Raw genomic sequence first — 18,350 nt, 5'->3', positions numbered from 1 at the left:
ACCGTCCCCGGATCCACTGCGCCGCTGCGCTCAGATACCGAGCACGGCCTTCGCGACGAGGAAATAGATCACCAGGCCGGTCGCGTCGACGAAGGTCGTGATGAACGGATTGGAGAAGACCGCGGGGTCGGCGCGGATCGATTTGGCCACCAACGGCATCGCACCACCGACGGTGGCGGCGAGGGTGCAGATGCTCACCAGCGTCAGCCCGATCACCGCGCCCACCGACGAGTCGTAGACCAGGGACGTCAGGACGAACGCGACCGAGCCCAGCAGGACACCGAGGGACAGACCCACCCGGAGCTCGCGGGCGATCACCCCGCCGATGTCGCGTGGCGTCACGTCGTCGAGCGCCAATGCGCGGGTGACCGTGGTGGCGGCCTGGTTTCCGGTGTTGCCCCCGGTGCCGATGATCAGCGGCACGAACAGCGCCAGGGTGACCACCTGATCGAGGGTCGACTCGAATACCTCGAGGACCTGGACCGTGAGGGTCGCGCCGAGTGCCAGGAAGAGTAACCACACCACCCGCGAGCGCACCAACTGCCCGACGGGTGTCGCGAGATAGGGCCGGCGCAGCGGCTCGGTACCGCCGATGCGCGCCTGGTCCTCGCTGTCGGCGGCTTCGAGGATCCGCAGGGCGTCGTCGACGGTCAGGATGCCCACCAACCTGGTCTCGCTGTCGACGACGATCAACGCCAGCAGTTTGAGTTCGGCGCAGCGGCGCGCGGACTCCTCGGCGTCGTCGGTCACGCGCGCCCAGTAGGGCTCGTTCATGATGTCGGCGAGCACCGTTCCCGGCGCCGCAGTCATCAGCTCGCGCAGACCGACCACCCCGACGAGCACACGACCGTCGTCCACCACCGGCAGCGTGTACACCGTCTCCGCGTCGTCGAGCCGACGACGCACGGCGTCCATCGCCTGCTCGACGGTCATGTCCTGCCGCAGCGACACGAAGGCCGGGCTCATCCGCCGGCCGATCGACCGCTGCGGATAGCCGAGGATCGTGGCGGTCACCTCGCGGTCGGCGGGCGGCAGGCCGCGCATGAGGGTCGACGCGACCGTCGCGGGCAGTTCGTCGAGCAGTTCCACCCGGTCGTCGGGTTCGAGGTCGGCGAAGATTGCGGCCACCTGATCGTCGCGCAACCCGCGGAGCAGTTCGCTCTGCATGCTCGGGTCGAGCTGTTCGAAGACGTCGATCGCCCGGTCCTTGGGCAGCAACCGGTAGAGCACTGCTCGATCCGTCCGACCGAGCCGTTCGAGCACGTCGACGACCTGTTCGACGCTCAGTTCCGCGACAGCGTCGTGCGCGGCCTGAAGGTCGTCGGCCTCGACGGCCTTCTCGACCAGTCGCGTCGTCGCCGCCCGGACGTCTGCTTCGTCCATGATCGTCACCTCCGTTCTCGATGATCTTCAACCTAACGCGATCGTTCGGCCGGAGTCCGGCCGTGTGATCGAAGCCGGTGGGTGAGAATGAACATCGTGGCGTGGTTCGATGTGATCTCCGGCGGAATGCTCACGACGGTCCAGGACCGCGGACGTCCCGGTTACGGCTCCTCGGGCCTCACCCGGTCCGGCGCCGCCGACCGGCGCGCACACGACGCCGCGAACCGGCTCGTGGGGAACCAGCCGGACGCGGCGACACTCGAGGTGACCGGCGGTGGTCTCGTCGTCCGCAGCGTCGGCGAGACGATGGTCGCCGTGACCGGCGCCCGCGCCGACGTGACCGTGTGCGACCGGCCGGTCGGCGACTGGGCGCGCATCACCCTCCGCAACGACGACGTGCTGCGGATCGGCGTCCCGAACGAAGGCCTGCGGACCTACCTCGCGGTGCGCGGCGGCATCGACGTGCCGGAGGTGCTCGGCAGCAGATCCACCGACACCCTGTCGCACACCGGACCGTCACCGGTTCGTGCCGGCGACAGTCTGCTCGTCGGGGCGATGTCGGGCCACCTGCCCGACGAGGAGCAGTTCCCACCACCGCCGCCGATGGACGACCCCGTGGAGATCCGGGTACGTCCGGGCCCGCGCGACGACTGGTTCACACCCGGATCACTGCGGGCGCTGTTCCACGAGACCTGGGCGGTGACACCGGAACTCGACCGGGTGGGCATCAGGTTCCACGGCCCCGGCCGCCTTCACCGCGCACGGCACGAGGAGATGCCCAGCGAGGGCATGGTTCCCGGCTCGCTGCAGATACCGCCGGACGGGCATCCGGTGCTGTTCCTCGTCGACCATCCCGTCACGGGCGGTTATCCGGTGGCCGCGGTGGCGGTGACCGCCGATCTGCCGGTCGCGGCGCAACTGCGTCCCGGACAGCGGGTGCGGTTCGTGCCGGTACGGTGATCGCTGCTGGGTGACCGTCAGGCGCGTGACGGCACGGAGGTGTCGTCCTCGTCGGTCGGGTCGGTAGCCGTCACCCGACGTACGAAGGTGATCGCCTCGTCGAGTGCGTGTGTCGCGGGCGGAGAGATGCCGGGCAGGCTGAGATAGCCGTGCACGGTGTCGGGATAATCGGTCTCCGCGACGTCGCCGCCCTTGGCCCGCAATGCTTCGGCGTATCGAACGGCGTTGTCGCGCAACGGGTCGTGCCCGGCGATCTGGACGAGGGCCGGTACGGCGGCACCGGCGAGCGTGCCGCGCAGGGGAGCCGCGGTCGGCGCATACGGATCGGCTCCGGCCAGATACAGGCGCACGAACGCCCGCATACCGCGGGAGGTGAGCACGGGAGCGTTCGCGAACTGCCGCTCCGACGGGAACTCCTCCTCCATCTCCGTCGCCGGATAGATCAGCACCTGACCGGCCGGCAGCGGACCACCCGAGCGGCCGGCCACGTCGGCGACGACCGCGGCGAGGTTGCCTCCGGCACTGTCACCGGCGACCACGACGCGCGACGGGTCACCGCCGAGTTCCGCAGCGTGTGCGACGACCCACCGGAACGCCGCCCAGCAGTCCAGCACCGCTGCGGGATAGGGATGTTCGGGGGCGAGCCGGTAGTCCACCGACACCACGACGCTCGGGGTCCGCGCGGCGGTGTGGCTCGCCCACCACTCGTTCTGCTCCGGATTGCCGAGCACCCACCCGCCGCCGTGGAACAGCAGCACGACCGGCAGCGGACCGCTCGTTCGCGCCGAGGGCCGATAGATCCGCAGACGGGTCCGGACCGGGGAGTCCTCGGGGGCGAGATCGTCGATCACCTCGTGCTCGAGATCGACCCATCGGTCCTCGATCCGCACGCCGGGATGCGTCCGGCCCGAGATCAGCCGTCCGACCGGGGACGACAGGAGCTTCGTGCGCGCAGCACGACGTGCCGGGATCTCGTCGACGGACGCGTCGGCAATGGACTTGTCGGCGAAGCGTTCGAGGAAGGCGAACACCTTCGTACGGAACGGCAGGGATGCGACCACCAGGACAGACTAGGTCCTCGCGACCGCAGCTCGGGCAGACTCGATCAGACCCGACTGCGGTGCAGTCCGATCAGGCCCGGCGCTGCCGCGCGATGTCGGCGAGAACCACGCCCGCCGCGACGGAGGCGTTGAGCGACTCGACGTCTCCGGCCATCGGGATGGAGATAACGGAGTCGCAGGTCTCCCGCACCAGGCGCGAGAGTCCCTTGCCCTCCGACCCCACGACCACGACGACGGGATCGGTGCCGTCGAAATCGTCGAGGTTGGTGTCGCCACCGGCATCGAGACCGACGACGCGGACACCGCGGGACTGCCAGTCCTTGAGCGTGCGCGTGAGGTTGGTGGCACGCGCGACGGGCAGTCGCGCTGCGGCACCGGCGCTCGTGCGCCATGCCACGGCCGTCACCGACGCCGAACGGCGCTGCGGGATGACCACACCGTGGCCGCCGAAGGCCGCGACCGAACGGATCACCGCGCCGAGATTGCGCGGATCGGAGATGTTGTCGAGAGCCACGAGCAGCGGACGCTCGTGGTTCTCCGCGGCGCGGGCCAGCAGGTCGTCGGGGTGCGCGTAGCGGTACGGCGGCACCTGCAGGCCGATGCCCTGGTGCATCCCGTTCGACGACAGACGGTCGAGTTCGGAACGCGAGACCTCGAGGATCGAGATGCCCATCTCGGCCGAGCGCTGCACGGCTTCCTTGAGCCGCTCGTCGGCCTCGGCGCCGAGGGCGACGTACAGAGCGGTCGCGGGCACACCGGCACGTAGGCACTCGACGACCGGGTTGCGGCCGAGCACCATCTCCGGCCCGTCTTCGGCCTTGCGACCGGCGGCGGGGCGACGACCGCCGCCGCGCGTGTCGGCGGCCTTGGCCGCGGCCCGGGCACGCCGTGCGGCGGGGTGGTAGGGCCGGTCCTCGGCCTTGGGGGTGGCGCCACGCGCTTCGAGGCCGCGTCGCCGCTGTCCGCCGGACCCGACGACCTGACCCTTCTTCGTGCCGCCCTTACGAATAGCGCCGCGACGCTGGGAATTGCCTGCCATCACTGTCCTGCTTTCAGAGACCACTCGGGTCCGTTGGGCGTATCGGTCACTTCGACCCCCGCGGCTGCGAGGCGGTCCCGCACCTCGTCGGCCACCGCCCAGTTCTTCTCGGCCCGGGCGGTCGTGCGGCGTTCGAGATCCGCGCCGACCAGCACGTCGAGTGCCGCGAGTGCGGCCGATCCGGAATCGTCGGTGGAGCACCAGTGCTCGTCGAGCGGGTCGACACCGAGGATGCCGAGCATGCTCCGGACCTGCGCGGCGATCTGCACGGCCGTGTCGAGATCACCGTTGTCGAGCGCCTTGTTGCCCTCGCTGCGCTTGCGGTGGATCTCCGCGAGCGCCTTGGGGACACCGAGATCGTCGTCGAGTGCTTCGGCGAAGCCTTCGGTCCACTCGCCCACGGGCACCTCGCCCGCGCGGTCGCGGGTCTTGAGCACGAACGACTCGAGTCCCCGGTACGCAGCGGCCGCTTCGGCGAGCGCGTCGTCGGAGTATTCGAGCATCGAACGATAGTGGGCGCTGCCGAGGTAGTAGCGCAGTTCCTGCGGACGGACGCGGGCGAGCACGTTGGGGATCGACAGCACGTTGCCGAGCGACTTCGACATCTTCTCGCCGCCCATCGTCACCCAGCCGTTGTGCAGCCAGTAGCGGGCGAAGCCGTCGCCGGCGGCGCGGGACTGGGCCATCTCGTTCTCGTGGTGCGGGAAGACGAGGTCCATGCCTCCGCAGTGGATGTCGAAGGTGCCCCCCAGATAGAAGCCCGCCATCGCGGAGCACTCGAGATGCCAGCCGGGGCGACCGCGTCCCCACGGGGTCGGCCACGACGGCTCGCCGGGCTTCTCGGCCTTCCACAGCGTGAAGTCGCGGGGGTCGCGCTTGCCGAGTCCGGCGCTCTCGCCCTGGTGGACGTCCTCGATGCGGTGTCCGGAGAGGGCGCCGTATTCCGGGTAGCTCAACACGTCGAAGTAGACGTCGCCGTCGGCCGCGTAGGCGTGCCCGGCGTCGATGAGGCGCTGGATGAGTTCGACCATCTGCGTGATGTGGCCGGTCGCGCGGGGTTCCACCGAGGGGGGAAGCACACCGAGCGCGTCGTAGGCGCGGTTGAAGGCCCGTTCGTAGGTCGCGGCCCACTCCCACCACGGACGGCCTGCCTCTGCGGCCTTGCGGAGGATCTTGTCCTCGATGTCTGTGACATTTCTCACAAACAAGACATCGAGACCCTTGGTAGAGAGCCACCGACGGAGCACGTCGAACGCAACGCCGCTGCGTACGTGCCCGATATGGGGTTCGCCTTGGACGGTGGCCCCACACAGGTACACCGAGGCCTGGCCGGGGACCAGCGGTTCGAAATCCCGCACGGCCCGCGATTCGGTGTCGTATAAGCGCAAGGTCACGACCGTCGATCCTACCGCTCGTCCTGCTGCGCCAGGACCAGTGCGGTCGCAACCGCGGCCACACCTTCTCCCCGACCGGTGAGCCCGAGACCGTCCGTGGTGGTCGCCGACACGGAGACCGGACCGCCGAGCGCCTCGGACAGCACCGCCTGTGCCTCCTCGCGCCGCGGCCCGATCTTCGGGCGGTTCCCGATCACCTGCACGGCGGCGTTACCCACCACCCAGCCGGCGTCGGCGAGCAGGCGACGTACCTCGCCGAGCATGGCGACACCGGAGGCGCCGGCCATCTCGGGGCGTCCCGTGCCGAAGACCGATCCGAGATCACCGAGACCGGCGGCCGAGAGCACCGCATCGCACAGCGCGTGCGCAGCGACGTCCCCGTCCGAGTGACCCGCGCACCCGTCGGCGTCCTCGAACAGCAGACCGGCCATCCAGCACGGCCGTCCGGCCTCCACGGGATGTACGTCGGTTCCGATGCCGACACGCACGATGCTCACATCTCCTTCTCGGTGCGGACGCCGGACGCGAGCACGGTCCGTGCCAGCACCAGGTCCAGCGGGGTGGTGATCTTGAAAGCGAGCGGGTCGCCCGCGACGGTGGTGATCCGCTCCCCCAACCGCTCGACGAGTCCCGCGTCGTCGGTCGCGTCGGCCGCGTCCCGGTTGGCTCGCTCGAGCAATTCGACGTCGAATCCCTGCGGGGTCTGCACCGCGCGGAGGGTCGACCGGTCGGGAGTCCCGGTGACGACTCCGTCCTTGTCGACACTCTTGATGGTGTCGACGACGGGCAGGACGGGGATCACCGCGTCGCTGCCGGCCCGCAACGCGTCGACGACCCGGACGAACAGCTCGGCCGGGGTGAGCGCACGCGCGGCGTCGTGGACGAGCACGAACCGCGCGCCCGATGCCGCCGCAAGACCGGCGCGCACCGAGTCGGCGCGTTCGGCGCCACCCGCGACGACGGTGACCCGGTCGGCGAACGACTCGCCGACGAGCCGGTCCGCGGGCGTCGCAGCCAGTTCGGGCGGCGCGACGATCACCACTCGATCGATGACCGCTGAAGCGAGCATCGCCTCGACCGAGCGGTCGAGCATCGTGCGGCCGTCCAGTTCCACGAACGCCTTGGGCAGTGGTTCTCCCAGGCGAACACCGCGGCCGGCCGCCGGAAGGATTCCGACGACCGGCCCGTTGCGATCGCTCATGTGCAGTTTGCCGATGTCTCGCGCGTCAGGAAGCGGCGGCGAGAACCTCGTCGAGCATGGTCTCCGCCTTGACGTCGTCGGTGCCCTCGGCGAGCGCGAGCTCACCGACGAGGATCTGACGTGCCTTGGCGAGCATCCGCTTCTCACCTGCGGACAGGCCGCGGTCCTGCTCCCGGCGCCACAGGTCGCGCACAACTTCTGCGACCTTGTTGACATCACCGGAGGCCAGCTTCTCGAGGTTGGCCTTGTACCGCCGTGACCAGTTGGTGGGTTCTTCCGTGTGGGGTGCGCGCAGCACCTGGAAAACCTTGTCGAGGCCTTCCTGCCCGACGACGTCGCGCACTCCGACGTACTCCGCGTTCTCTGCAGGTACCCGGACCGTCAGGTCGCCCTGCGCGACTTTCAGAACCAGATATTCCTTCTGCTCACCCTTGATGGTGCGTGTTTCGATTGCTTCGATCAGCGCCGCACCGTGGTGGGGGTATACGACGGTGTCTCCGACCTTGAAAATCATGTGTCCCGTGCCCCTTTCGATTCTCCCAGTTTAACACGTGACCACATCACCCTCCCGTCAACGATGCAGGTCAGGGGCACCGAGCACTGAGCGTAGGGCTTGACAGGCAGTTGCTTCCGTGTATCGGGTGACCTCCGACACACCCGCCCGTGGGCGCCTGTCGATCTCGTCTTCCGCGCGCGAATCCGCACGAGATCCGGCCCCGACGTACACAGCGCACACGGGAACTACTACTCTGCCTAGTGGATTGCGAGCCTTACTCGAGTGGAGGAACCCGTGACTGCTCTCAAAGCGCCGACTCGTCGAGTCGTGACCGCTCTCGCCCTTGCCGCGGGAGCGGCGCTCACGATGTCCGCGTGCAGCGCCGGTCAGATCACCCAGACCTCGACGCAGGTCGCGGCCATCAACGGTTCCAACGTGGACGCCGGCAGCCTCGCGCTGCGCAACGTGCACGTGATCTACCCGAACTCCGAGGAGTACAGCATCGAGCCCGGCGGCACCGCCCAGCTCGGCTTCACGATCGTCAACCTCGACCCGTACGTCGGCGATCAGCTCACCGGTATCTCCACCGATTTCGCAGCCTCCGTCACGGGTGCCCGCCTCGAGGTTCCGCCGCAGTCCTCCGTGGTCGCCGGTGTCTCCGAGGAGAACGCCGCCCTCGTCGAGGAGGTCGACGAGTCGCCGCGTCCGAACAGCACCGAGGAGACCCCCTCCCCCGCGCCGGCCGGCGTCGTCAACAACGTCGAGCTCGTGAACCTCTCCGAAGGTGTCCGCCCGGGTCTGACCATCCCCGTGACCTTCACGTTCGCCGAGGCCGGCGACGTGACCCTGTCCGTGCCGATCGACGCCGGCCCGGAGCTCCCCCGCGACGAGTCGGAGCTCTCGCCGATCGTGGGCGAAGCACACTAGGACTTCCCGCAGAAGGGCCCGGTCGAGCACAGCTCGGCCGGGCCCTTTCGCATCCGCTCCGGTGTCGGTGCGACCGACTATCCTCCGGCCGTGGCAAAGACCAAGACCCTCTACCGCTGTTCCGACTGCTCGCACACCGTCGCGAAGTGGGTCGGGCGCTGTCCCGAATGCGGAACGTGGGGGTCGATGGACGAAGCGCCCGTCCAGCCGGTCGCGGTCGCCTCGCGCTCGGGTACCTCGCTCGCCCGCGCCGGTGCCGCCGCCGTGCTGCCGAGCACCCCGGCCACCCCGCTGTCGCAGATCGACGGCAAGGCCACCCATGCGAAGCCCACGGGCATCCCCGAGCTCGACCGCGTCCTCGGTGGCGGTGTCGTCCCCGGTTCGGTCGTCCTGCTCGCCGGCGAACCCGGTGTCGGCAAGTCCACCCTGCTCCTCGAGGTGGTGCACCGCTGGGCGTTGCGCGGCGAAACCGATCGCGCGCTCTATGTCACCGGCGAGGAGTCGGCCGGTCAGGTGCGTCTGCGCGCCGACCGCACCGGCGCCGTGCACGACCGTGTGTATCTCGCCGCCGAGAACGACCTCGCGACGATCTTCGGGCACGTCGAGCAGGTCAGGCCCACGCTGCTGGTCGTCGACTCCGTCCAGACGATGCTCGCCGCCGACGTCGACGGTGTCACCGGCGGTGTCACGCAGGTCCGCGCGGTCACCAGCGCCCTGACCTCCCTCGCGAAATCCAGTGGCATCCCGGTGCTGCTCATCGGCCACGTCACCAAGGACGGCGCGGTCGCCGGTCCGCGTTCCCTCGAGCACCTCGTCGACGTGGTGCTGCACTTCGAGGGCGACAAGCACTCCACGCTGCGCATGGTGCGCGGGGTGAAGAACCGGTTCGGGGCCGCCGACGAGGTGGGCTGCTTCGAACTCGCCGAGGACGGGATCGTCGGCGTCAGCGACCCGTCGGGGTTGTTCCTGCAGCACCGCGACGAGGCCGTACCCGGCACCGCCGTCACGGTCACGATGGACGGCAAACGCCCGCTCCTCGGCGAGGTCCAGGCGCTCGTGGTGCCCACCCACAATCCGTCACCGCGACGCGCCGTGAGCGGCCTCGACTCCGCGCGGGTGGCGATGGTGCTCGCCGTGCTCGAGCGTCGCTGCGGCCTCGGCCGGCTCGGCAACTGCGACGTCTACGCCTCCACCGTCGGCGGTATGCGGATCACCGATCCGTCCGCCGACCTCGCGCTCGCACTCGCCGTCGCCTCGGCCGTGCGCGACCAGCCCGTCCCGGCCGGCACCGTGCTGCTCGGCGAGGTCGGTCTCGCCGGGGAGGTCCGTCGTGTCGTCGGCGCGGGTCGCCGGCTCGCGGAGGCGAACCGACTCGGGTTCGACCGCGGGGTGGTTCCGCGCGATGTCGAGGGTGTCCCGAAGGGCATGAAGAAGTTCGAGGTGTCCAACGTGGCGCAGGCACTGTCGACGCTCACGCGCTGACCTGCGGACATGTCGGCAGCGCCGATCTGCCGAGATGTCGGCGGTCGGTGCGAACATGTGTTCGTGTCCGATGCGACGGTGCTGCACGCCGATCTCGACGCGTTCTACGCGTCGGTGGAGCAGCGCGACGATCCGTGGCTGCGCGGCAAACCGATCGTCGTGGGTGGGGGTGTCGTGCTCGCGGCGAGTTACGAGGCCAAGGCCCACGGCATCGTCACTGCGATGTCGGGCCGGGCCGCCCGCGCACTGTGCCCGGGACTGATCTCGGTGCCTCCCCGCATGGAGGCCTATGCGCAGGCCTCGCGCGATGTGTTCGCGATCTTCGACCGCACCACACCGATCGTGGAGGGGATCTCCATCGACGAGGCGTTCCTCGACGTCTCCGGTCTCGGGCGCATCGCCGGCAGACCCGTCGACATCGCCGCACGTCTGCGCCGCACGGTCGCCGAGGAGGTGGGGCTGCCGATCACCGTCGGTGTCGCGCGCACCAAGTTCCTCGCCAAGGTCGCGAGCGGGGTGGCCAAGCCCGACGGCCTGCTCCTCGTCCCTCCGCACGCCGAACTCGAGTTCCTCCATCCGTTGCCGGTGCAGCGATTGTGGGGCGTCGGCAAGGTGACGGCGGCGAAGTTGCACGCGCACGGTCTGCGGACCGTGGCCGACGTCGCCGCCCACTCCGAATCCGATCTCGTCTCGCTGCTCGGACGCGCGGCGGGACGCCACCTGCACGCCCTGGCGATCGGCCACGATCCGCGTCCGGTCCGTCATCGGCGGCGCAGTTCGATGGGCGCGCAGCACGCCCTCGGCCGCGGGCCACACAGCATCGAGTCGGTCGGCGAGACGCTGCAGTTGCTCGTCGACCGTGTGTGCCGGCGGATGCGCCGGGCCGAGCGTCTCGGCCGCACGGTGGTCCTGCGGATGCGCTTCGCCGACTACACCCGCGCGACCCGCTCCCACACCTTGCCCGGTGCCACCGCACGCACCGACCTGTTGTCGGCGGCGGCGCGCGACCTGCTCGAACAGACCCGGCCGCTCATCGCCGAGCGCGGCCTCACCCTCATCGGGATCGCGGTGACGAATCTCGTCGGCGAAGGCGTCGAACAACTCGAGCTGCCGTTCGACGAACCGGTCGACGCTGCCGCGGACCGTGGCGGCGACACGCGAACTCACCGCGCGGTCGACCGGCATGCGCTCGATGCGGTCCTGGACGATCTGCATTCCCGCTACGGCGCGGGCGCGGTCACCTCGGCCGCGTTGCTCGGACGCGACCACCGGCCGGGGGTTCCGCTGCTCCCCGACGGGCCGGAAACCTGAACGAGACAGGCCCGATCCGCAGAAATGTCAGACAGCCGAGATGTCGTGTTCGCTCTGCGGGAGGCCGTCGGCATAGTCGCGGCCCTTCGCGAAGTGCTCGTGTCCGACAACGACGAACAGCCCGACCGACGACGCCACGACGACGTCCGGGTCGGCCAGGGGACCGTCGACGATGCGCGCCTCCGCGCTGGTGTAAACCTTGCGCCGCACCGTGCCGTCGACGCGGGCGCGGAACTCGAGCACCGAGCCCAGCGGGATGGGACGGGCGAAGTCCGTCTCGAAGTGCCCGGTGACGACGGCGGTCCGCAGGGCGGCGTTGCACGCCATTCCCTGCACTTCGTCGAAGGCCGTCATGAGGATGCCGCCGTGGATGAATCCCGGTCCGCCCTGGTAGCGGGTGGCGACGTCGAGACGGCCGAGCACCTCGAGACCCTCGCCGATCGTGAATTCCATCGCGAGGCCGTGGGGCTGGTCGTCACCACAACCGAAGCATTTGTTCCAGTGCTGCGGTACCGGTGCACCCGGGCCGGGATGATCTTCCGGCAGTTCGGGAACGACGAGGTCGTCGGGCAGAGTCCAGGTGCTGCGCATAAGCAAGTAATGTAGTTGCGCGGTCGGGGGCGCCGATCCGGGAGTCCGCGCATTGTGACGACGACCGCAGACCGCACAGGGGAAGGAAGTCCAGATGACCGAGTCGGTGCCGGCATCGACGCTGAGCGACACCATCGCTCGTCTGGCGCCCGGCACCGCATTGCGCGACGGTCTCGAACGCATCCTCCGCGGCCGGACGGGCGGCCTGATCGTCCTCGGTTTCGACGACAAGGTCGCCGAGCTGTGCGACGGCGGCTTCGAACTCGACGTCGAGTTCGCCCCCACCCGGCTCCGGGAGCTGTCGAAGATGGACGGCGCCGTGGTCGTGTCCACCGACGGTTCGCGCATCGTGCGCGCCAACGTGCAGCTCGTGCCCGATCCGAGCATCCCCACCGTGGAGTCCGGCACCCGGCACCGCGCCGCGGAACGCACCGCGATCCAGACCGGATATCCGGTGGTCTCGGTCAGCCAGTCGATGAGCATCGTCAGCGTGTACGTCGACGGCCGCCGCCACGTCATCAACGACTCCGCGACCATCCTGTCCCGGGCCAACCAGGCCGTCGCGACACTCGAGCGCTACAAGGCCCGCCTCGACGAGGTGACCCGGCAGTTGTCCGTCGTCGAGATCGAGGACATCGTCACGCTGCGCGATGCGCTCACCGTGGCGCAGCGGCTCGAGATGATGCACCGCCTGTCCGTGGAGATCGAGCAGGACGTGCTCGAACTCGGGACCGACGGTCGCCAGCTGGCCCTCCAGCTCGAAGAACTCGTCGGCGACAACCAGCTCGCCCGGCAGCTCATCGTGCGCGACTACCTTGCGGGCGAGCACGTCCCCAGCCAGCAGGAGGTCGAGCAGGCGCTCGAACGTCTCGCACACCTGACCGACGTCGACCTGCTCGACCTGACGAGCCTCGCCCGCGCCTTCGGCTATTCGGGCACCATCGAGGCCCTCGACACCTCGATGAGCCCGCGCGGTTATCGCGTGCTCCATCGGGTGCCGCGCCTGCAGACCCGGCAGATCAACCGGCTCGTGGGTGCGTTCGGCACGCTGCAGGGCCTGCTCGCGGCCACCGCTGCCGATCTGCAGGCGGTCGACGGCGTCGGCGCCCTGTGGGCCCGGTACATCCGTGAGGGACTGTCACGCCTCGCCGAAGCCGCGATCAATCACTACGACTGAACAGCGACCGGACGAGCAGCAGGTCAGGGCGTGATGTTGAACGGCTCGGGCACGCTGCGCAGGCCACCGAGCTGCCCGACCACGGTGTATGCGCCGGGGCCGACCGGTTCGCGCGGCGCCTGGCAGCCGGGCTCGGAGGTCGTCGCCGACCACTTGACGGAATAGGCTGCCTGGTCGCCCGGAGCGAGCGACCGGATGTCGGCGGTCGATTCGGGGAAGCAGTCGGTGTTCGCCCAGAGCCGCTCGTTGCCGTCGAGGCTGTAGACGAGCACCTGCTGCAGGCCCGCACCGAGATCGCGTTCGCACTGCGACGTGCCGATGTTGGTGATGACGATCGTGAAATCGGGTTCGGAACCGACCCGGTAGTTCGGCTCGTCCGCCGTCACTCGCACGGCGAGCGACTGATCGGAGCACTGCCCCGGCGGAACCGGAGCAGCGGAGGTGGTGGCGGACGTGGACGTGTTGTCCCCGTCGTCCGCGTCCTCCGAGGCCGATCCCTCCGCTCCGCGCGTCCCGGACGAACCCGAGGATCCACCGCTCCGGGTGGTGCTCGCGGACGCCGCGTCGGCGGACGCATCGGCCGCCGTCGTAGTGGCGGAGGTCGTCACCTCCGCTGCTGCGGGTTCGGGATTCTGATCGGGGTCGTCGCCGCCGGTCAGCGCCACTACGAGCCAGATGACCAGAGCCAGCACGACCACCGAGACTCCGATCGCGAGAATGCGTCGTCGCCAGTAGATCTCGGGGGGCAGAGGACCGGTCGGTTCAAGCACGCCCCCCACGGTATGTGCCGCGGGCTGCGCACGGCTACACCGCCGTCGGCGTGTCGCTGTGACCTGCGGTCACATCGTTGTGACCGCAGGTGCACACGTCTTCAGTTGTCGGAGACCTCGCCGATGTCTCCGAAGTGGCCCCGCAGACTCACCTTGCCGTCCTCGAGCTTGTAGGTGACGCCCACGATGGCGCAGCGGCCGTCGGCGATACGGTCGGCGATGATCCGCGAACGATCCGTGAGCAGCTTGCCCGTCTCGACGACGTGGCGACCCTCGAGTTCGTCGACGGTGGACAGACCCTCGGCCCGGCCCATGAGGATCGACGGAGCGACACGCTCGACGAGGCTGCGGATGTGGCCGCCCGGCACCGTGCCCTTGTCGAGGGCGTCGATGGTCGCCGCAACGGCACCACAGCTGTCGTGGCCGAGGATGACGATGAGCGGGACGTTGAGGATCTCGACGGCGTACTCGATGGAACCGAGGACGGAGCTGTCGATGACATGGCCCGCGGTGCGGACCACGAACATGTCGCCGAGCCCCTGATCGAAGATGATCTCTGCGGCGACGCGGGAGTCTCCGCAACCGAACAGCACAGCGGTGGGATGCTGACCGTTGACGAGTTCGGCGCGACGGTCGATTCCCTGGCTCGGGTGCAGCGGGGTGTCGCTGACGAAACGATGATTACCCTCGGTCAGGGCTTTCCAGGCGGAGATGGGATTGGAGTTCGGCATGCGTACATTATTCACCTGCGCGCATGTCCGATTTCGTTCGACATCTCCTCAGCGGATCCCGACACCCGACCCTGTGACCGGAGGAGACCCGAGATGTCCGTGGACGCACCGTCGTTGCTGCGCTGGTATGCCGCCGAGGCGCGGGGCCTGCCGTGGCGCCGCGACGGGGTGACGGGCTGGCAGATCCTCATGTCCGAGGTCATGTTGCAGCAGACGCCGGTCGCCCGGGTCGCCCCGATCTGGGAGGAGTGGGTGCGGCGCTGGCCCGTGCCGTCCGCGATGGCCGCGTCGAGTCAGGCCGAGGTGTTGCGGGCGTGGGGCAAGCTCGGTTATCCGCGCCGCGCGCTGCGCCTGCACGAGTGCGCCGGCGTACTCGCCGCCGAGCACGACGATCGGGTTCCCGAGGACGTCGACGTCCTGCTGACCCTGCCCGGCGTCGGCGCGTACACCGCGCGAGCGGTGGCGTGCTTCGCGTACGGACAGCGTGTGCCGGTGGTGGACACGAACGTACGGCGGGTCGTCGCCCGCGCCGTCCACGGCCGGGCGGAGCCGGGAAACCCCTCGACCACACGGGATCTCGCCGATGTCGAGGCGATCCTTCCGCGTCAGCGTGCTCGTGCGGCGACCTTCTCCGCGGCACTGATGGAACTCGGCGCGACCGTGTGCACCGCCCGCACACCCGATTGCGGGCGCTGCCCGCTGCCCGAGTGCGCATGGGTGCAGGCCGGGCGACCCGCCCACGACGGACCGCCCCGGAAGGTGCAGAAGTTCGCCGGCACCGACCGGCAGGTGCGAGGACGATTGATGGCGGTACTGCGCGAGAGCAGCGTCCCTGTGGAGCGACCCGTTCTCGACAGCGTGTGGACCACGGATCCGGGCCAGCGCGACCGCGCCCTGCATTCGCTGCTCGTGGACGGTCTCGTCGAGCAGACCGACGACGGCCGCTTCGCGCTCGCCGGCGAGGGATCGACCTCCTAGAGTCGGCTCGCCGAGAACTCGTGCGCGGTGAGGAAACGCTCCACGGCGGCGCGGAACTCGTCGGGCCGGTCGTCGTGCACGAGATGCCCGGCGCCGTCGACGAGGACGTGGTCGGTGCCGGGTCGCGTCGCCATCTGGCGCATCTGCCCCTCTGGGGTGATGGTGAACTCGCCTTCGAGCAGCAGCGCGGGCACGCGGATCGAGTTCCACTCGTCCCAGAAGTGCCGCGACCCCCACTCTTCCGAGATGTCGCGGAAGGTCTCGACGTCGCCGTGCAGATACCAGCCGTCGTCGCGGCGGACGAACGAGTCGAGGAAGTAGCGACCCGCGACGGGCCCGAAGAAGTCGAACACCGCGTCCTCGGTGGAGAACGGTTGCGGCCACTGCGCGATCATCGCCGCCCAGTTCGCGGCCGTGCGTCCCCGGAAGTCGGGCGCCATGTCCTCGAGAACCAGCGCGGTGACCCGTTCGGGATGGGCGGCGGCGAAGCACCACGCGTGCAGGGCGCCCATCGAATGCCCGATCACGACGAGTGGTTCGGTGATCTCGGCGAGCTGGGCTGCGAGATCGGCGACGAACGCCTCGGTGGTGAGTTCGTCGGGAGCGGGACGACCGTGACCGGCGGCGTCGAAGGTGTACACGTGCCCGTGTCCGCGCAACCACGGCACGTGACGACGCCACGTGCGGGCGCTGCCCATGAGGCCGTGCAACAGCAGGATGGGTCGTCCGGTTCCGCCCTCGTCGTGCAACACAATCGACCAAGTTAGCGGAGTAGGCTCTCGCGCATGGCAGTCGTGAAGATCAACGCAATCGAAGTTCCCGAAGGCGCCGGCCCCGAGCTGGAGAAGCGATTCGCCAATCGGGCGCACACCGTCGACAACTCCCCCGGCTTCCTGGGTTTCCAGCTGCTCCGCCCCACCGCCGGCGAGAACCGGTACTTCGTGGTGACGCAGTGGGAGTCCGAGGAGGACTTCGCCGCGTGGCGCGACGGCGACGCACGTGCCGCCCACGCGGGTGAGGCGAAGAAGCCCGTCGCGACCGGCGCCTCGCTCCTCGAGTTCGAGGTCGTCCTCGACGTCAAGAAGTCCTGAGATGTCCGCGTCCGGCGGGTCCGGGCGTGAGTTCACCTATCCGGAGGTGGGAGCGAGTCTGCGTGCCTTCCGGGGCGAGGCGCCGCTCCCCTCCGGTTATCGGCACCTGAAGGTCGAGAGCGAACTGGGCAGCGGCGACACCGTGTTCGAGGTCGCCGCTGCCCGGTTGTTCTCGTGGGACATGCATCGCGGCGCGGGCATGCGGATCCCGGCCGGTACACCTCTCGCAGTACCCGGCGTCGAAGTGGATCTGGGCTTCGGTCTCGGACCGGTGCGCGCGTCGGCGCGGTGCCGCGTGATCGAGATCGTCGACACCGCGGACGTACGCGGGTTCACCTACGGCACACTCCCCGGTCATCCCGCCAGCGGCGAGGAGACCTTCGTCGTCGAGCGCACCGCGGACGGGCGGGTGCGGGGAACGGTGCTCGCGTTCTCCCGCCCCGCCCGCTGGTACACGAAGCTGGCCGGTCCCGTCGGGCACCTGCTCCAGCAACAGATCGCGCGACGTTATCTCGCGGCACTCACAGCTTGACCGTCACGTCGTCGACGGCCTTGCGCAGGAACTGACGGAAGACGTCCACCGGCTGCGCACCCGACACCGCGACGGCGCGGTTGGCCACGAAGAACGGCACCCCCTGCACGCCGATCCGTCGCGCGTCGAAGAGATCGGCGGTCACGGCGTCGGCCGCGGCCTCACCGGCGGGATCGTCGCCGTCGAGGGCCGCGCGCGTCGACTCCGGATCGAGCCCGACCTCGGTGGCGACCTTCACGAGGACATCCACATCGTCGACCACCTCGCCGTCGACGAAATGCGCACGGAACAACGCCTCGAGGACCTCGTCGCGCTTGTCGCCGGCCAGATGTGCGAGCCGGTGCGCATCGAACGTGTTGGCGGCGACGACGTTGTCGAAGTCGATCTCGAGTCCCACGTCGGCAGCGGTGTCCGAGACCTGGGCGAACATCTGCCTGACCTGCTCGGCCGGCATCCCCTTCATCGCGACGAGCGCCTCGATCTCGGGGACCCGTCGCCCGACCGGTGTGTCGGGCGAGAGCTGGTACGACCTCCAGGTGACCTCGATCCGGTCGCGATCGTCGAAGGACTCGAGCGCCTCCGCGAAGCGCCGCTTGCCGATGTAGCACCAGGGGCAGGCGATGTCGGACCAGATCTCGATGTGGGCTGTGGGGAGAAGTACGTCGGGCATGCTCATATTCGGGTACAACCCGCCCCTGACGTGCTCTGTTCCCGGGCCGATCGGTCCACGGACCCGGTCAGCCCTCGAGGGCGGCGTCCAGGGAGATCTCGACGCCGGTGAGTGCCTTGCTCACGGGGCATCCCGCCTTCGCGTCCTCTGCGGCCTTGACGAAGCCGTCGGCGTCGAGGCCGTCGACCTCACCCCGCACCTTCAGTTCGATTCCGGTGAGCCGGAATCCGCCCGCCGGGTCGGGCCCCAGCGAGACGTCGGCGGTGACCTCGAGGCTCTGCGGTGTGCCGCCCGCCTCCGCGATCAGTGCGGACAACTGCATCGCGTAGCACGACGAATGCGCGGCGGCGACGAGCTCCTCGGGGCTGGTGGTGCCGTCCGCGTTCTCCGCCGAGCGTTTCGGGAACGACACGTCGAACGTGCCGCGGCCCGAGCTGGTGAGCTCCACCTGACCGGAGCCCTTCTGCAGATCCCCGTTCCATGCGGTCCGTGCGGTACGAGTGGGCATGACCTCTCCTTCTCTGCGTGCGACAGCTCTGCATGCGACAGTTCCTTC

At 69.5% G+C, this 18,350-nt stretch carries 21 protein-coding genes; 8 read left to right on the top strand and 13 right to left on the bottom strand.

Going from position 1 to position 18,350, the window contains the following annotated elements:
* Nucleotides 1–30: 30 nt before the first annotated feature.
* On the bottom strand, nt 31–1,383 hold the full coding sequence (mgtE, locus tag ACPCXD_RS08865) for a magnesium transporter (protein ID WP_423659252.1): 1,353 nt from the start codon (nt 1,381–1,383) through the stop codon (nt 31–33).
* Between the two features lie 87 nt (nt 1,384–1,470).
* Between mgtE and ACPCXD_RS08860 the strand changes: the two genes are divergently transcribed.
* Nucleotides 1,471–2,343 carry a 5-oxoprolinase subunit C family protein gene (locus ACPCXD_RS08860; protein ID WP_016693335.1) on the top strand — a complete coding sequence of 291 codons (873 nt, stop codon included), beginning with the start codon at nt 1,471–1,473 and terminating at the stop codon, nt 2,341–2,343.
* Between the two features lie 17 nt (nt 2,344–2,360).
* On the opposite strand, the gene ACPCXD_RS08855 is transcribed toward ACPCXD_RS08860, so the two are convergent.
* From ACPCXD_RS08855 to carD, 6 genes are all read right to left on the bottom strand, one after another.
* Nucleotides 2,361–3,404 carry an alpha/beta hydrolase gene (locus ACPCXD_RS08855; RefSeq protein WP_423659250.1) on the bottom strand — a complete coding sequence of 348 codons (1,044 nt, stop codon included), beginning with the start codon at nt 3,402–3,404 and terminating at the stop codon, nt 2,361–2,363.
* Between the two features lie 70 nt (nt 3,405–3,474).
* Nucleotides 3,475–4,443 carry a 23S rRNA (guanosine(2251)-2'-O)-methyltransferase RlmB gene (rlmB, locus tag ACPCXD_RS08850; RefSeq protein ID WP_229566918.1) on the bottom strand — a complete coding sequence of 323 codons (969 nt, stop codon included), beginning with the start codon at nt 4,441–4,443 and terminating at the stop codon, nt 3,475–3,477.
* Entirely contained in the window at nt 4,443–5,837 is a 1,395-nt protein-coding gene (gene cysS, locus ACPCXD_RS08845; protein WP_088899040.1) for a cysteine--tRNA ligase, read from the bottom strand. Before cysS ends, rlmB begins: the two co-directional genes overlap by 1 nt.
* 11 nt (nt 5,838–5,848) lie before the next feature.
* Nucleotides 5,849–6,325: a 2-C-methyl-D-erythritol 2,4-cyclodiphosphate synthase gene (gene ispF, locus ACPCXD_RS08840; RefSeq protein ID WP_026061385.1), complete on the bottom strand. Its 477-nt coding sequence runs from the start codon at nt 6,323–6,325 to the stop codon at nt 5,849–5,851.
* Nucleotides 6,326–6,330: 5 nt separating this feature from the next.
* Nucleotides 6,331–7,038, bottom strand: coding sequence for a 2-C-methyl-D-erythritol 4-phosphate cytidylyltransferase (gene ispD / locus ACPCXD_RS08835; RefSeq protein WP_088899041.1), 708 nt, complete (start codon nt 7,036–7,038; stop codon nt 6,331–6,333).
* A 25-nt stretch (nt 7,039–7,063) separates the two neighbouring features.
* Nucleotides 7,064–7,552 (bottom strand): RNA polymerase-binding transcription factor CarD, encoded by a 489-nt coding sequence (gene carD, locus ACPCXD_RS08830; protein ID WP_006550486.1) that lies wholly within the window; start codon nt 7,550–7,552, stop codon nt 7,064–7,066.
* A gap of 276 nt (nt 7,553–7,828) precedes the next feature.
* On the opposite strand from carD, the gene ACPCXD_RS08825 reads away from it, so the two are divergent.
* The 3 genes from ACPCXD_RS08825 to dinB all read left to right on the top strand — a co-directional run bounded on the left by ACPCXD_RS08825 (nt 7,829) and on the right by dinB (nt 11,254).
* A complete protein-coding gene (locus ACPCXD_RS08825; RefSeq protein ID WP_026061386.1) occupies nt 7,829–8,461 on the top strand; it encodes a copper chaperone PCu(A)C domain-containing protein in 633 nt (210 codons plus the stop codon).
* A gap of 90 nt (nt 8,462–8,551) precedes the next feature.
* Nucleotides 8,552–9,943, top strand: coding sequence for a DNA repair protein RadA (radA, locus tag ACPCXD_RS08820; protein WP_229566917.1), 1,392 nt, complete (start codon nt 8,552–8,554; stop codon nt 9,941–9,943).
* 57 nt (nt 9,944–10,000) lie between these two features.
* Nucleotides 10,001–11,254 (top strand): DNA polymerase IV, encoded by a 1,254-nt coding sequence (dinB, locus tag ACPCXD_RS08815; protein WP_423659246.1) that lies wholly within the window; start codon nt 10,001–10,003, stop codon nt 11,252–11,254.
* 27 nt (nt 11,255–11,281) lie between these two features.
* Here the strand turns inward: dinB and ACPCXD_RS08810 are convergent, their stop codons facing one another.
* Entirely contained in the window at nt 11,282–11,845 is a 564-nt protein-coding gene (locus tag ACPCXD_RS08810) for a PaaI family thioesterase (RefSeq protein ID WP_016693344.1), read from the bottom strand.
* Between the two features lie 94 nt (nt 11,846–11,939).
* Between ACPCXD_RS08810 and disA the strand changes: the two genes are divergently transcribed.
* Nucleotides 11,940–13,022 (top strand): DNA integrity scanning diadenylate cyclase DisA, encoded by a 1,083-nt coding sequence (disA, locus tag ACPCXD_RS08805; RefSeq protein ID WP_423659244.1) that lies wholly within the window; start codon nt 11,940–11,942, stop codon nt 13,020–13,022.
* A gap of 23 nt (nt 13,023–13,045) precedes the next feature.
* Here disA and ACPCXD_RS08800 read toward each other — a convergent pair whose 3' ends face one another.
* Complete coding sequence (locus ACPCXD_RS08800; RefSeq protein ID WP_160876961.1) at nt 13,046–13,792, bottom strand: hypothetical protein; 747 nt, start codon at nt 13,790–13,792, stop codon at nt 13,046–13,048.
* A 101-nt stretch (nt 13,793–13,893) separates the two neighbouring features.
* The gene (locus ACPCXD_RS08795) at nt 13,894–14,523 is read right to left on the bottom strand and encodes a carbonic anhydrase (RefSeq protein ID WP_423659242.1); all 630 of its coding nucleotides are present in this window, start codon (nt 14,521–14,523) and stop codon (nt 13,894–13,896) included.
* Between the two features lie 93 nt (nt 14,524–14,616).
* On the opposite strand from ACPCXD_RS08795, the gene ACPCXD_RS08790 reads away from it, so the two are divergent.
* On the top strand, nt 14,617–15,501 hold the full coding sequence (locus ACPCXD_RS08790; protein ID WP_229566915.1) for an iron-sulfur binding domain-containing protein: 885 nt from the start codon (nt 14,617–14,619) through the stop codon (nt 15,499–15,501).
* Here the strand turns inward: ACPCXD_RS08790 and ACPCXD_RS08785 are convergent.
* A complete protein-coding gene (locus tag ACPCXD_RS08785; protein WP_229566914.1) occupies nt 15,498–16,253 on the bottom strand; it encodes an alpha/beta fold hydrolase in 756 nt (251 codons plus the stop codon). The two genes, ACPCXD_RS08790 and ACPCXD_RS08785, sit on opposite strands and share 4 nt — an antisense overlap.
* A gap of 33 nt (nt 16,254–16,286) precedes the next feature.
* Between ACPCXD_RS08785 and ACPCXD_RS08780 the strand changes: the two genes are divergently transcribed.
* Both ACPCXD_RS08780 and ACPCXD_RS08775 read left to right on the top strand, forming a co-directional pair.
* Nucleotides 16,287–16,592, top strand: a complete 306-nt coding sequence (locus ACPCXD_RS08780; protein ID WP_006550495.1) for an antibiotic biosynthesis monooxygenase family protein — start codon at nt 16,287–16,289, stop codon at nt 16,590–16,592.
* A gap of 1 nt (nt 16,593) precedes the next feature.
* Nucleotides 16,594–17,124: a DUF1990 domain-containing protein gene (locus ACPCXD_RS08775; protein ID WP_229566913.1), complete on the top strand. Its 531-nt coding sequence runs from the start codon at nt 16,594–16,596 to the stop codon at nt 17,122–17,124.
* Here ACPCXD_RS08775 and ACPCXD_RS08770 read toward each other — a convergent pair.
* Nucleotides 17,114–17,800, bottom strand: coding sequence for a DsbA family oxidoreductase (locus tag ACPCXD_RS08770; protein ID WP_120281270.1), 687 nt, complete (start codon nt 17,798–17,800; stop codon nt 17,114–17,116). The two genes, ACPCXD_RS08775 and ACPCXD_RS08770, sit on opposite strands and share 11 nt — an antisense overlap.
* Before the next feature lie 61 nt (nt 17,801–17,861).
* Nucleotides 17,862–18,302: an OsmC family protein gene (locus tag ACPCXD_RS08765; RefSeq protein WP_160876955.1), complete on the bottom strand. Its 441-nt coding sequence runs from the start codon at nt 18,300–18,302 to the stop codon at nt 17,862–17,864.
* Nucleotides 18,303–18,350 lie beyond the last annotated feature (48 nt).

It is taken from the genome of Rhodococcus sp. AB351 (genome assembly GCF_049538275.1).
GTDB lineage: Bacteria > Actinomycetota > Actinomycetes > Mycobacteriales > Mycobacteriaceae > Rhodococcus.
Note: the sequence above shows the minus strand (reverse complement) of the source record. Positions and strands in the feature narration are given on the sequence as shown.

Coding starts and splice junctions, on each gene's coding strand:
- ACPCXD_RS08765 (WP_160876955.1), bottom strand. CDS start 18,302: ATGCCCACTCGTACCGCACGGACCGCATGGAACGGGGATCTGCAGAAG.
- ACPCXD_RS08770 (WP_120281270.1), bottom strand. CDS start 17,800: ATGAGCATGCCCGACGTACTTCTCCCCACAGCCCACATCGAGATCTGG.
- ACPCXD_RS08775 (WP_229566913.1), top strand. CDS start 16,594: ATGTCCGCGTCCGGCGGGTCCGGGCGTGAGTTCACCTATCCGGAGGTG.
- ACPCXD_RS08790 (WP_229566915.1), top strand. CDS start 14,617: ATGTCCGTGGACGCACCGTCGTTGCTGCGCTGGTATGCCGCCGAGGCG.
- ACPCXD_RS08795 (WP_423659242.1), bottom strand. CDS start 14,523: ATGCCGAACTCCAATCCCATCTCCGCCTGGAAAGCCCTGACCGAGGGT.
- carD (WP_006550486.1), bottom strand. CDS start 7,552: ATGATTTTCAAGGTCGGAGACACCGTCGTATACCCCCACCACGGTGCG.
- ispD (WP_088899041.1), bottom strand. CDS start 7,038: ATGAGCGATCGCAACGGGCCGGTCGTCGGAATCCTTCCGGCGGCCGGC.
- disA (WP_423659244.1), top strand. CDS start 11,940: ATGACCGAGTCGGTGCCGGCATCGACGCTGAGCGACACCATCGCTCGT.
- ACPCXD_RS08780 (WP_006550495.1), top strand. CDS start 16,287: ATGGCAGTCGTGAAGATCAACGCAATCGAAGTTCCCGAAGGCGCCGGC.
- ACPCXD_RS08860 (WP_016693335.1), top strand. CDS start 1,471: ATGAACATCGTGGCGTGGTTCGATGTGATCTCCGGCGGAATGCTCACG.
- rlmB (WP_229566918.1), bottom strand. CDS start 4,443: ATGGCAGGCAATTCCCAGCGTCGCGGCGCTATTCGTAAGGGCGGCACG.
- ACPCXD_RS08810 (WP_016693344.1), bottom strand. CDS start 11,845: ATGCGCAGCACCTGGACTCTGCCCGACGACCTCGTCGTTCCCGAACTG.
- mgtE (WP_423659252.1), bottom strand. CDS start 1,383: ATGGACGAAGCAGACGTCCGGGCGGCGACGACGCGACTGGTCGAGAAG.